Annotated in this window: 10 protein-coding genes; all 10 read left to right on the top strand. The window is 60.7% G+C overall.

Annotated features, from left to right (window positions below):
• Positions 1-1217: C69 family dipeptidase (locus ABLA28_RS01920; RefSeq protein ID WP_347712281.1), on the top strand; the 1217-nt coding region annotated here is incomplete at its 5' end.
• A gap of 77 nt (positions 1218-1294) precedes the next feature.
• The gene (locus ABLA28_RS01915; RefSeq protein WP_314716836.1) at positions 1295-1855 is read left to right on the top strand and encodes a DUF6305 family protein; all 561 of its coding nucleotides are present in this window, start codon (positions 1295-1297) and stop codon (positions 1853-1855) included.
• Between the two features lie 92 nt (positions 1856-1947).
• A complete protein-coding gene (locus ABLA28_RS01910; protein ID WP_299299266.1) occupies positions 1948-3246 on the top strand; it encodes a C4-dicarboxylate ABC transporter in 1299 nt (432 codons plus the stop codon).
• 40 nt (positions 3247-3286) lie between these two features.
• Positions 3287-3466, top strand: coding sequence for a hypothetical protein (locus ABLA28_RS01905; RefSeq protein ID WP_299299268.1), 180 nt, complete (start codon positions 3287-3289; stop codon positions 3464-3466).
• An 18-nt stretch (positions 3467-3484) separates the two neighbouring features.
• Positions 3485-4699 (top strand): succinylglutamate desuccinylase/aspartoacylase family protein, encoded by a 1215-nt coding sequence (locus ABLA28_RS01900; protein WP_347712284.1) that lies wholly within the window; start codon positions 3485-3487, stop codon positions 4697-4699.
• A 275-nt stretch (positions 4700-4974) separates the two neighbouring features.
• Positions 4975-6624: a C69 family dipeptidase gene (locus tag ABLA28_RS01895; RefSeq protein ID WP_347712280.1), complete on the top strand. Its 1650-nt coding sequence runs from the start codon at positions 4975-4977 to the stop codon at positions 6622-6624.
• Positions 6625-6750: 126 nt separating this feature from the next.
• Positions 6751-8388, top strand: coding sequence for a C69 family dipeptidase (locus tag ABLA28_RS01890; RefSeq protein WP_314716832.1), 1638 nt, complete (start codon positions 6751-6753; stop codon positions 8386-8388).
• Positions 8389-9407: 1019 nt separating this feature from the next.
• The gene (locus tag ABLA28_RS01885) at positions 9408-10388 is read left to right on the top strand and encodes a TRAP transporter substrate-binding protein (protein ID WP_347712279.1); all 981 of its coding nucleotides are present in this window, start codon (positions 9408-9410) and stop codon (positions 10386-10388) included.
• Between the two features lie 90 nt (positions 10389-10478).
• Positions 10479-11030 (top strand): TRAP transporter small permease, encoded by a 552-nt coding sequence (locus ABLA28_RS01880; protein ID WP_314716829.1) that lies wholly within the window; start codon positions 10479-10481, stop codon positions 11028-11030.
• 1 nt (position 11031) lies between these two features.
• On the top strand, positions 11032-12312 hold the full coding sequence (locus ABLA28_RS01875) for a TRAP transporter large permease (protein ID WP_314716827.1): 1281 nt from the start codon (positions 11032-11034) through the stop codon (positions 12310-12312).
• Positions 12313-12320 lie beyond the last annotated feature (8 nt).

Below are 12320 nucleotides of genomic sequence, written 5' to 3'. Positions count from 1 at the left end.
AGGCGCTCTTGGCCATCGAGCAGCTGGAGGTCCTCGCGCTGCAGCGCGCCAGGACGGCGCGGGAGGCCATTCAGGTCATCGGCGAGCTCTCGCAGAAGTACGGGTTCATGCCCTCCTGCGGCACTGAGGGTGAATGTCTCACCATCACCGACCCGGACGAGGCCTGGATATTCCACGTGTTCAGCACGGGCTTCGGCTGGACGCAGGAGAGCGGCAAGCCGGGTTCCGTGTGGGCAGCCCAGCGTGTGCCGGACGACGAGGTTGTGGTCGTCCCCAACATCGCGCGCATCCGCTTCATCGACCCCAAGGATACGAAGAACTTCATCGTTTCGGACAATTACATGCAGCACGCCATCGACAACAAGCTCTACGATCCTAACAGCGGCCAGCCCTTCGACTTTCAGGCCGCTTACTCCCCCGCTACGGGCAACGACAACTGGGCCCTGAGCTCCCTCTGGATCCGCAACCGCCTCTACACGATCCACAAGGCCCTCGCGCCGAGCCGCGAGTGGGACCCCTACGCGCCCGTCAACGCCTACCCCTTCTCCATCAAGCCGGAGAAGAAGCTTTCCGTCCGCGACATCATGGGTTTCATCCGCAGCTACCACCAGGGCAGCCCCTTCGATATGACGCTGGACCCCGCCTGGATCGTGGAGGGCAAGGATGGCGCCGCGGAGCTCAGCCCGCTGACGACCCCCTTCCCCACCCGCCTGCAGCGCAACTTGCTGAAGATCCCCTACTCCCGAAGCATCGCGACCAACGCCTGCGCCTACAGCTGGGTCTCCCAGATGCGGAAGGACCTGCCGGAGCCGGTGGGCGGCGTGATGTGGTTCGGGTACGACAACCCGGCCCATACCCTCTACGTGCCTGTCTACACCGGAACCCGCGACACGAAGGAGAGCTGGAAGTCCAATTTCGACCGCGACAAGCTGAGTCTGGACTGCGCTCAGTGGGCCTTCATGCTCCAGGACGACGTGGTGAACTGGCGCTACCAGGAGGCCATCAAGGACCTCGAGGCCGTGAGGAACCCCATTGAGGACGACTTATTCAAGAGACAGGCCGAGGTGGAGAAGCAGGCGGCCGACCTCTATAAGGAGTCCCCGGAGAAGGCGTCGGAGTTTCTGACGAAGTATACCATCGAGTGCATGGACCGCGCCGAGAAGGCCTACTGGGATCTCAACTTCTCCAGTATCGCGAAGTACACGAACAACCGCTAGCGCCCTTTCGGGTGTTTGGGTTCGGTCGTTTATAAATAAATATCCTTGGTTCCACATTTTGAAAGGAGATCTTGTGAATGAATCGTAAGGGTTTGTTTCTGCTGGTCCTGGCCCTCTGCCTGACGTCCGCCTCCGGCTTTGCCGCGGACCTGCCGAAGGTGGAGACTCCGATGATTGCGACGACCTGCGGCCAGAGCCCCGGGGCCATGATGGTCAAAATGTCCTCCATGCAGGCGAAGGTCACCCCGGTCGAGGACAGCAAGACGATCACCGCCGAGGAGCTCGGGGGCAAGGACTGCAAGACGCTCGTCGTGACCACGGGGACGAGCATGAAGGGCATGGGGGCGGCGGGTACCAACGTCGAGAAGGAGATTGCCCGCTGCAAGGCCCTGATCGAGGCGGCGAAGGCGAAGGGTATCCTGGTCATCGGCGCTCACGTCGAGGGCATGGCCCGGCGTACCGACGCCTCCGACGAGGCCACGATCAAGGCGGTCATGCCGCTGGCCGACGTCATCCTGGTGATTCAGGACAGCGACAGCGATGGGTTCTTCACGAACTACGCCAAGGAACTGGGCAAGGAGCTGATTGTCGTCAAGGATGCCCTCGGCATCGGCGCGAAGCTCGCAGAGATGAAGTAGGGAAGCGAAGAGAATCGAGGGGAAGGGGGGCGAAGGAACCCTGTTCCCCTTTTTCCTGTCCGCCCTTTTTCCTGTTCGGAAGGGAGAACCCGATGTACGATCATGCTTATACCATTCTGGGGATTGTCGTCGCCGTCTTTCTGATCGCGAAGGCGCTGCGGCTGTCCACGGAGCTTTCCATGCTGGCCTCGGCCATCGCCGCCGCCGCCTACCACGGTGCGGTCTGGTCGGGAGAGGTTCCCATACGGCATCTCGTCGAGGGGACCTTCACGTATTTCGACGTCTGTCTGATCTTCATCAGCGCCACGTTCTTCATGGCCCTGGTCAAGGAGTCGGGGGGAGTGGCCTTCATCGTCCGGCGCATCGTCGGCGCGTTCCGCACGCAGCGGGTCATCTGCCTCCTGCTGCTGACCCTGGTGATGCTGATCCCCGGCGCCCTGACGGGCTCGGGGGCGACAAGCGTCCTGACGGTCGGCGCCCTGGTCGGCTCCGTGCTGACCGCCATGGGGGTGGACGATACCCGAAAAACCGCGGCGATCTTCATGACCGCCGCCATGAGCGCCGCCGCGCCCCCCATCAACCTTTGGGCCATGATGGCCGCCGCGGGGGCCAACATGCCCTATATCGGCTTCAACGGCCCTCTGGCCGTGCTCTCGATCTCCGGGGCCCTGTTCTCCATGTTCTGGCTGGCCGGGAGGGGCGGCGCCCCCGTGGACGAGAACGTCATGGAGCGCCTTCCCCAGCCGCCCGAGCGCATGAACTGGCTGCGCGTCCTGACTCCCTTCGTGGTCTTCGCCGCGCTTCTGCTGGCGGGGCGCGTCCGGCCGTTCGACTTCCCCATCCTGGGGCTGCCGATGATCTTCATGATCTCCGCGTTCGTCGTCTGGCTGCTCTCCCCGGTGAAGCTCGCCGTCTGGGACATCCTGACCCAGACGGTGCGCAACCTGCTGCCGCTGGTGGGGATCATGGTCGTCGTCGGGGCGCTGATCCAGGTGCTGGCGCTCTCCGGCGCGCGCGGGGTCATCTCGCTCCACGTGGTGATCCTTCCCCTGGAGGTGCTCTTCGCGACGCTCTTCATCATCCTGCCCGTATCGGAGGGCATCCTGCAGTACGCGGTGGCTCCGCTGCTGGGCGTGCCCCTGATCATGCTGTTCAACATGAAGGGCATGGATGTCATCGTCGCCCTCTCCGCGATGTCGGTGCTCTGGCCCATCGGGGACTGCCTGCCCCCGACGGCGGTCGTCGGGCGCGCCTCGGTGATGGAGCTGAACTACAAGGGACGCTATTTCGGCGAGTTCGTCGTGGCCTGCCTCGTGCCCATGGCGTTCGTCGCGATCTGCTGCACGCTGTTCCTGGTCTACAGCAAGCAGCTCGCCTTCCTGACCCTGTAGCCGCAGTTCGCCCGGGGCTTGAATTTGGAGGTTTGAAACGATGAACGACGCTTTGATGATCTTTGTCAACCAGGTGATCAACTATGGCTACTATGCCATGACGCTGCTCTTCGCATGCGCCCTGGCGTGGAACTTCAGGAGGACCCGGAGCGCCCAGGAAGCGGTGCTCTACGCGGTGATCCTCATCCCCTTCGTGCTGCGCTTCCTGCACATCAAGTAGGGGGCTGGGACGATGACGATGGAGAAGAAGTACGACAGGATGGATGAGAAGATGGACGGAAAAGCGGGGGCGTGGACGAACGCGATCAAGGTTCTGGCGCTCGTCGTCTGCGCCTTGGCCGCAGGGTGGGGCGCGCTCGAGTTCTACGGGATGCGAAACTACAAGGAGACCGTGGTCCTGGGCCCCGGAGTGACCGAGGTCCAGAAGCTCAGCCGGTACGAGCCCTCCCTGGCCGGGACTGTCAATGACTGCAACATCTACATTCTCGACAGCGGCAAGCCCGGCGGCACCGTGCTGGCGATCGGGGGGACCCACCCCGAGGAGCCTGCCTCGAACCTCTCCGCGCAGGTTCTGGTCGAGAACGCGCGCGTGGAGTCCGGGCGGCTGATCGTCGTGACCCGGGCCAACACCAGCGGGTCGCAGTACTCCCGAAACGGGGAGGCCTACCCCAGCCTCTACGACATCAAAACTCCGTGGGGCAAGAAGACGTGGCGCCTGGGTGACCGCGCCGGGAGCCCCCTGGACTCCTGGCCGGACCCCGAGGTCTACCTGCACTACCCCAGCCGCCAGATGCTGGCCTACATGGACATCCGCAACCTGAACCGGTGCTGGCCGGGGCGGCCCAACGGCCTGCTGGTCGAGCGCACGACCTACGGCCTGGCGCAGATGATCCGCGCCCAGAAGGTCGACGTGGCCATCGACTTCCACGAGGCGGAGCTGGAGTACCCGGTCGAGAACACGATCGTCGCCCACGAGAAGGCCCAGGAGGTCGCGACCATGGCCTCGATGGTCCTGACGGCGCAGGAGTTCGAGGTCCCGATCGGCATGGAGTTCTCCCCCAAGGCGCTGCATGGCCTGTCGCACCGCGAGATCGGCGACCACACGCCCGCGATGTCCCTGCTTTTCGAGGTCGCGGAGCCCATGCTGGACCGCATCCGCGGCATCACCGACCAGAAGCTGCTGCTGGAGGGCAAGGACGAGTTCGTCATGGAGGCGGGCAAGCACGGGCTGCTCTACGCGCCCATGGATGAGAACGGCTGGCACATCGACGTTCGGGTCGGCCGCCATCTCTCGACGTTCCTCCAGTGCGTCGATACCTTCTCGATGATGAATCCGGACAGGGCCGTGGTCGTCACCGATGTGCCACGCTACGCCGAGGTGAAGGAGAAGTCCGTGGGGGCGTTCTTCCATGACCCGTCTCAGGCCCCGGCGGAGCGGGTGGCGTTAGACTGACGCCGTCGGGCGTCGGTCGGTCTTGAAGAGGCGGTCAAGACAAATCTTGTGGCTATTACGTCGATATCGCGGCGATTGATGAAGCAACTGATGAAGCTCCTAAGCTCGAAAACGCAAATCATAGATTTGCTTTCTCGCTTATAAGCGACCAACACAGCTCGCTACGCTTCGCTGGTTGTCTGCTTATGTGCCGCGTATCGACGTAAGCGACTGACACGCCATTCAAGACCTGTCGGTCTTGAAGAGGCGGTTATCTGCTTAAGGGAGGTTTTTTTATGTTCAGCAGGATGAAGAAACTGGTTGTCTGTTGCGGCGCAATAGGGGTCCTGCTCGTCGCCGGGAGCGCCTGGGCCTGCACCACCACCATGGTGGGCAAGAAAGCGTCGGTGGACGGCTCCGCGATGGTGAGCCACACCGTCGACGGGTGGTACGACCACAGGATACGCATCGTCCCGGGCGGCAAGCACAAGAAGGGCGAGATGGTCCCGATCGAGAAGAACATCTGCTACCAGACGATGCCCACGAAGCCCCTGATCAAGATGGGCGAGATCCCGCAGGCCGAGGTCACCTACACCTATTTCCACGTCGGCTATCCCTTCATGAACGAGCATCAGCTCATGATCGGAGAGTCCACGTGGGGAGGCCGGGAGGAGACCTTCTGCGACGCGGGCTGGATGGTGATCGAGCAGCTTCAGGTCCTGGCGCTCCAGAGGACGAAGACGGCCCGCGAGGCCATCAAGCTGATGGGCGAGATGGCGGAGAAGTACGGCTACGGGGACTCCGGAGAGGCCCTGGCGATCGCGGACCCCGAGGAGGTCTGGCTGTTCGAGATCTGCGGCCCCGGCCCGCTCTGGAAGCCCGGGAGCGACAAGCCGGGCGCCAACTGGGTGGCGCGCCGCATCCCCGACGACTGCATCAGCGTCATCGCCAACCGTGCCCGCATCGGCGAGATCGACTGGGACGACAAGGAGAACTTCATGTACTCCGAGAACGTCAAGGACTTCGCCAAGGAGCAGGGGTGGTGGAAGGAGGGCGAGCCGTTCATCTATCGCCTCGCCTACGACGACCCGGATTCTCAGAGGCACTATCCGATCTGCGGACGCAGGGAGTGGCGCTTCTTCGACCTCTTCGCCCCCTCTCAGAAGCTGAGCCCCACGGCGGGCATCTACCCGCTCTTCGTCAAGCCGGACGAGAAGCTCTCCGTGAAGGACATCATTCGCCTGAACCGGGATTCCTACGAGGGGACGCCCTATGACCTCAGCAAGACCCTGGCCGGCGGCCCGTTCGAGTGCCCGGTCTACTACAGGGCGAACGCGGACCAGCGTCCCGAGGGGCTGAAGTCCGTCTATTGGGAGCGCAACATCTCGGTCTACAGGGCCTCCTACACGTTCGTCTCCCAGTCCCGCAGCTGGCTTCCGGACCCGATCGGCGGCGTCCTCTGGTTCAGCGAGGACATGGCCTCCACGTCGGTGTACATGCCCATCTACTGCGGCGTGACCTCCGTGCCGAAGGCCTATTCCGAGGGCAAGCGGCACGTCTTCGACCGCAGCTCCGCCTGGTGGGCGTTCAACTTCGTCTCGAACTGGGCGAGCCTCAAGTACAACTACATGATCAAGGACATCAACGCGGAGCAGAAGCGCATCGAGAACGCGCTGTTCTCGAGCCAGAAGTCCGTCGAGGAGAAGGCCCAGGGGTTCTACAAGCAGTCCCCGAAGAAGGCTGCGGAGTACCTTACGAAGTACTGCTCCGAGAACATGGACAAGATCGCCAAGGATTGGTGGAAACTGTCCGAGCGCCTGATCGGGAAGTACTGCGACGGCTACGTCATGACCGAGGAGGGCGACCAGGAGAACGCAGGGCTTCCGGAGTCCTGGCTGAAGGCCGTGAACTACGGAGCGACGTCCAACCCCGACGATCCGAAGTAGGGCCGCAGTCGAAGCCGGTCCGGATGGGCGCCCTGCGGCGAGCGCGGGGACGCGTTGGAACTTGAGCATATTGCGGCCCCGCTCCTGTGAGGCGGCGGGGCCGACATAAAACGGGAGGTAGAATTGATGAGGTCGAGTTGGAGGGTTCTTGTTCTGGGCGCGGTGCTGTGCCTGACGATGGCCGGCGCGGCACTGGCGTGCACGTCGGTGATGGTGGGCAAGAAGGCGACGGCCGACGGGTCCGTGCTGGTGTCCTACACCTGCGACGGCTGGTACGACCATCGGCTGAAGGTCATCCCCGGCGGCAGCCACAAGAAGGGGGAGATGGTCCCCGTCTACCACAACATCTGCTATCAGACCCGCCCGGGCAAGGAACTGAAGAAGGTGGGGGAGATCCCCCAGGTCGAGAAGACCTACACCTACTTCCACGTGGGGTACCCCATCATGAACGAGAAGTCCGTGGTGATGGGCGAGTACACGTGGGGAGGCCGTGAGGAGAACGAGTGCCAGAACGCCATCTTCATGATCGAGCAGCTGCAGGTCCTGGGCCTTCAGCGCGGGGCCACGGCCCGCGAGGTCATCAGGATCATGGGCGAGCTGGCGGAGAAGTACGGCTATGCCGACGGCGGCGAGGCCCTTACGGTCGGCGACAAGGACGAGATCTGGCTGTTCGAGATCACGGGCCCCGGCCCCCTGTGGACGCCGGAGTCCGGCAAGCCCGGCGCGGTCTGGGCTGCGGTGCGCTGCCCGGACGACAGCTACGCGATGGGCTCCAACCGCTCCCGCATCGCGGAGATCGACTTCGACGACAAGGACAACTACATGTATTCCTCCAACGTCAAGTCCTTCGCCGAGGAGCAGGGCTGGTGGAAGGAGGGCGAGCCCTTCGTCTTCCATAAGCTCTACAACCCCGAGCCCTACGGCTCCCCCTACTATCAGCAGCGCCGCGAGTGGCGCGCCTACAACCTGCTGTCCCCCAGCGTGAAGCTGGCGGAGGATGCGGCCGAGCAGTATCCGCTGTTCCAGAAGCCCGACAAGCCGGTTGCACCCCAGGATCTGATGGCGCTCTGCCGCGACGTCCTGGAGGGGACGCGCTTCGACATGACCAAGGGCATGGCCGCAGGGCCGTTTGGGACCCCCACGCGCTATGCCGTTACCAAGGACATGAAGCCCGAGGACCGCAAGGGCAACGACTGGAACCGCTCCATCAGCCTGTTCCGCTGCTCCTACAGCTTTGTCGGCCAGGTGCGCGATACTCTGCCCGAGCCCCTGGCGGCCGTGGCGTGGTTCGGAGAGGACCAGCCCATCACGACGTGCTACGTGCCCATCTACGCGGGGACGAAGAAGGTCCCCGAGTCCTACAACACCGGCGACCGCATCAAGTTCGACCCCAAGTCCACGTGGTGGGCGTTCAACTTCGTGGGCAACTGGGCGGACCTCAACTTCGCCGCGATGATCGGGGACATCCGCGCCGAGCAGAAGCGCCTCGAGGGCAAGTTCTTCGCGGAGCAGGCCGACTTCGAGAAGAAGGCCGCCGAGCTCTACAAGAAGGATCCCAAGAAGGCGTCCGAGATGATCACGAAGCACGTCGGCGATTACATGACGCAGCTGGACAAGGATTGGTGGGCGCTGGCCTGGAACCTTGTGGGCAAGTACAACGACGGCTACCGGATCACCTCCGATACCCTGGAGCCCCTGGGCTATCCGACGGACTGGCTGAAGGCCGTCGGGTTCGGGGACCAGGACGCCGAGCCGAAGAAATAATTTCAATATCTAAATCGTTCGTATACTGCGTTTAAGCAGATGACCGCCTCTTCAAGATCGTCAGGTCTTGAATGGCGTGTCAGTCGCTTACGTTGACACGCGGTACAGTTACCGCGTTGTCGACGAGAGTTCGGGCCCGCCGGTTGAACCGGCGGGCCCGAACTTTGTGAGTTTCTTGATGTTTTACCCCTTCAAAAGGAAATTTTTTGTTCCGGGAGCGTAATCAAAACATCCAAGTCGTGTTCGCCCAAAATATTGTCAAGGGGTTCAGGGTATGTCAAAATAGTCGTATAGATGGAGATCGGGAGATCGGCCGGGTGCAATACGAACGTATGGCGGATTGTTGCCTGTCCATCGAGGTAATGTCGATTACGACAACCTTAAGGCGCTCGATGCGTGCTCAATGCCATTATGTATTTTGTCGTCGGCCTTTTGCTTTTGCGTTAACATGGCCATGATTCTAAGGAATCGCTGATTTAATCCATGAAGCCCCCCTGTGGTACCCCAGCTTGCCTGTTTTGAAGAGGAATCTTGCCGGGGCCACCGCTATCCCCAGAGAGGAGCCTTTCGGCAGCCGCTCGCTTCGCTTGCGGGCCGATCAGTCTCGGGATAGCGGCGTGGGGGATTTAAGCAGACTGCCAGCGAACGTAGTGAGCTGTGCAGGTCGCTTAGGTTCTTCACCAGGGGGCGTAAGCAGACAACCAACGAGCGCACGCGATAAGTAGGCGACCAACGAGCAACGCGAGTTGTGTCGATCACTTAGTTTATTCATTAGTTGTGTTGGTCGCTTATAAGCGAGAAAGCAAATCTTTGATTTGCGTCTTCGAGCTTAGGGGTTTCATCAGTTTCTTCATCAAAGCCCCCATGTCAATTTATAAGGAAGCGCTGTAGACTTTTGCCTATAGATGTTTTTTATAATTTATTCTTGGGGAAATATGCGATTTTGCTTTAATCAGCGCTTCCCTAAATCCAAGAACCGAATTCGCTTCTAAAACTTGAACTTCAGGAGGAGAGACACGATGAAAAAGTTTCTTGGCGCGGCGCTTCTTGTGCTGATCGCTGCATCGGGGGTTCGGGCAGCGGACTATACGATCAAGCTGGGCTACATCGGTTCCGAGTCTCACCCAACGATGACGGTGATGAAGGATGTTTTCGCAAAGCAGATCGAGGAGGGCTCGGAGGGAAAAATCAAGGTGGAAATCTATCCTAACGGCCAGCTCGGTGGGGACCGTGAGTTGTGCGAGGGCGTGCAGCTTGGCGCCATTCAAATGGCCATCCCCTCCTCTTCCGTCCTGGCCGGCTTTGAAAAGCGCATTCAGGCGCTTGACCTGCCATACCTCTTTACGACGCGCGAGGCCGCATTTGCCGCGGTAGACGGCGTGCTTGGCGAGAAGTTGAACGCGTTGACGGCGGAAAAGGGCATCTTGATCCTGGGCTACCAGGAGAACGGCTTTCGTCACGTCACCAACAGCCGTAAGCCCATCCGCACGCCGGATGACATGAAGGGCTTGAAAATCCGCACGATGGAGAACCCGATGCACATCGCGTTTTTCAAGGCGCTCGGCGCGAACCCCACGCCCATGAGCTGGGGAGAGCTCTATACGGCCTTACAGCAGGGCACTGTGGATGCACAGGAAAATCCTTATGCGATGATCGACGACGGGAAGTTTTACGAGGTCCAGAAGTACGTTTCCGAGACGGGGCACGTCTTTTCCTTTGAGGTGTTGATCGCCAACAAAGCATTCGTTGACGGGCTGCCGGAGGCTCTGCGGGATTTGGTGTTGAAAGCCGCAAAAGATGCGACGGAAGCGCAGCGAAAGGCGATGGCCGAGGAGGAGGAATCCTTCAAGAGAAAGGTCACGGAGGCCGGCATGAGCGCCAACGCGTTGACGGCCGAAGAGAAAAAACCCTTTGTAGAGGCGACGGCGGAGGTCTATCCGCAGTTCGCGGACGAATTGGGGCAGGATCTGATGGAAATCATCAGACAAGTGCAGAAGTAGGCGCTACCCCCGTGTTCTGTCAGCGTCCCCGTCCCCCTGGGGGCGCCTTTTCGTTCCGGTGATTCTGCGGTGAAGGGGACGGTTACTTTCATGACGCCCAAAAAATTTCTCAACAACCTTGAGGAGTACTTCTGTGTCTGGACGCTTGCCATCATGACCCTCGTCGTTTTCGTACAGGTTGTGATGCGCTACGTCTTTGCAAACTCCCTCTCGTGGAGTGAGGAGTTGGCTCGCTTCATATTTTTATGGCTCTCATGGGTCGGCGCCAGTTACGCCGTGCGCGAAAGAAGCCATTTCCGGGTGGAGATGCTTATGGATCTGTTCAAGGGAGCATCCCGCGTTTGGCTCGAGTACCTTGTCCTGCTGATCTGGTTTGCCTTCAGCTTTTTTTTGACATGGTACGGCACAAAACTCGTCCTCTTCATCCATGGCGCAGGGCAGGTTTCGGCTGCTATGCGTATCCCCATGACGTGGCCTTACGCCGCCGTCCCGGCAGGGTGCGCGTTGATGTGCGCGCGCCTCGTCGTCGAAATGTGGAAGCTCCATAAACGCGGCCTTCAACACGCGGAGAACGGCGAGGTCAAGGCGATGGGGCCGAAGACACCCGACGACGCGACAGAACCGTTGGATGGAGGCAAATGACATGGAGGCCATCCTGATATTCTCCATTCTCATCGTCACCATCGCATTCAGCATCCCCATCGGGATTACGCTGGGGCTTTCCACCTGGATTATGATGCTGTTTGCGTCCGACATTCCGATGGTCATGATCGCGCAGAAGGCGTTTACGGGGTTGGATTCCTTCCCCCTTCTGGCCATCCCGTTTTTCATCCTTGCGGGCTCACTGATGTGCAGCGGCGGCATCTCACGCCGCCTCGTCATCCTCGCCGAGAGCCTCGTGGGTTGGATTGTCGGCGGGCTCGCCATGGTGACGGTGCTGGCGTGCATGTTCTTTGCGGCTATATCCGGGTCGGGGCCTGCGACGGTTTCCGCCATCGGCTCCTTTATGATCCCTGCCATGAAGGAGCGCAGGTACGACGCAGGTTTTGCGGCTGCCATCACCGCTGCGGCAGGGACCATCGGCGTCATCATTCCTCCGAGTATCCCTTTCGTCATCTACGGCATCGTCGCCAAGGCATCCATTGGCGACATGTTCATCGCCGGAATCGTGCCGGGGATCATCATCGGCATTGCGCTGATGCTCGTGTGCTACTTCACGGCGCGTAAACGGCATTACCTCAGCATGGCTCAGCGCCCGAAGTTCAGCGCTGTCGTCAAGGCCTTTCGCGAGGCGCTCTGGGCCCTGTTGATACCTGTCATTATCCTTGGCGGCATCTACGGCGGCGTCTTTACCCCGACGGAGGCTGCCGTCGTTGCCGTGGCCTACTCCGTTTTTATAGGCAGGTTCGTCTACCGTGAGCTGACAATGGCAATGCTCTACGACTGTCTTAAAAGCACGGCGCTCATCAACGGCGCCACGTCTTTCCTCATCGGACTCTCCATGGCGTTCGCCAGCTATCTTGCCATGGCACAGATACCGGCGCACATCGCTCAGTGGTTCACAGGCTTCGCCGAAAGCCCCTTCCTGCTGATGATAATCATCAACTTCTTCCTGTTGGTCCTTGGGTGTTTTGTGGATAACATCGCCGCGGTCATCATCCTGACGCCCATTCTCCTGCCCGTTGTGCGGGGCATTGGCATTGACCCCATACACTTCGGACTCATCATCACCGTGAACCTCGCCTGCGGGTTCATCTCTCCGCCCTACGGCATCAATCTTTTCGTCGCCTCGGCCATCTCAGGAGAAAATATAGAGAGCATCTCACGCGAGATCGTGCCGGTTTTCTGCGCCATGGTGGCATGTCTGCTGCTCTTTACGTATTTTCCCGTGCTGACGATGGGACTCCTCAAGGTTCTCCGCTAACTTTCTCC

Source organism: uncultured Fretibacterium sp. (genome assembly GCF_963544685.1).
In the GTDB taxonomy this organism is placed as follows: Bacteria; Synergistota; Synergistia; order Synergistales; family Aminobacteriaceae; genus CAJPSE01.
This window is presented reverse-complemented; position numbering and strand designations above follow the sequence as displayed.

Excerpts from the sequence above, each read along its gene's own strand:
- ABLA28_RS01875 (WP_314716827.1), top strand. The coding sequence starts at position 11,032 with ATGGAGGCCATCCTGATATTCTCCATTCTCATCGTCACCATCGCATTC.
- ABLA28_RS01905 (WP_299299268.1), top strand. The coding sequence starts at position 3,287 with ATGAACGACGCTTTGATGATCTTTGTCAACCAGGTGATCAACTATGGC.
- ABLA28_RS01910 (WP_299299266.1), top strand. The coding sequence starts at position 1,948 with ATGTACGATCATGCTTATACCATTCTGGGGATTGTCGTCGCCGTCTTT.
- ABLA28_RS01895 (WP_347712280.1), top strand. The coding sequence starts at position 4,975 with ATGTTCAGCAGGATGAAGAAACTGGTTGTCTGTTGCGGCGCAATAGGG.
- ABLA28_RS01900 (WP_347712284.1), top strand. The coding sequence starts at position 3,485 with ATGGAGAAGAAGTACGACAGGATGGATGAGAAGATGGACGGAAAAGCG.
- ABLA28_RS01880 (WP_314716829.1), top strand. The coding sequence starts at position 10,479 with ATGACGCCCAAAAAATTTCTCAACAACCTTGAGGAGTACTTCTGTGTC.
- ABLA28_RS01890 (WP_314716832.1), top strand. The coding sequence starts at position 6,751 with ATGAGGTCGAGTTGGAGGGTTCTTGTTCTGGGCGCGGTGCTGTGCCTG.
- ABLA28_RS01915 (WP_314716836.1), top strand. The coding sequence starts at position 1,295 with ATGAATCGTAAGGGTTTGTTTCTGCTGGTCCTGGCCCTCTGCCTGACG.
- ABLA28_RS01885 (WP_347712279.1), top strand. The coding sequence starts at position 9,408 with ATGAAAAAGTTTCTTGGCGCGGCGCTTCTTGTGCTGATCGCTGCATCG.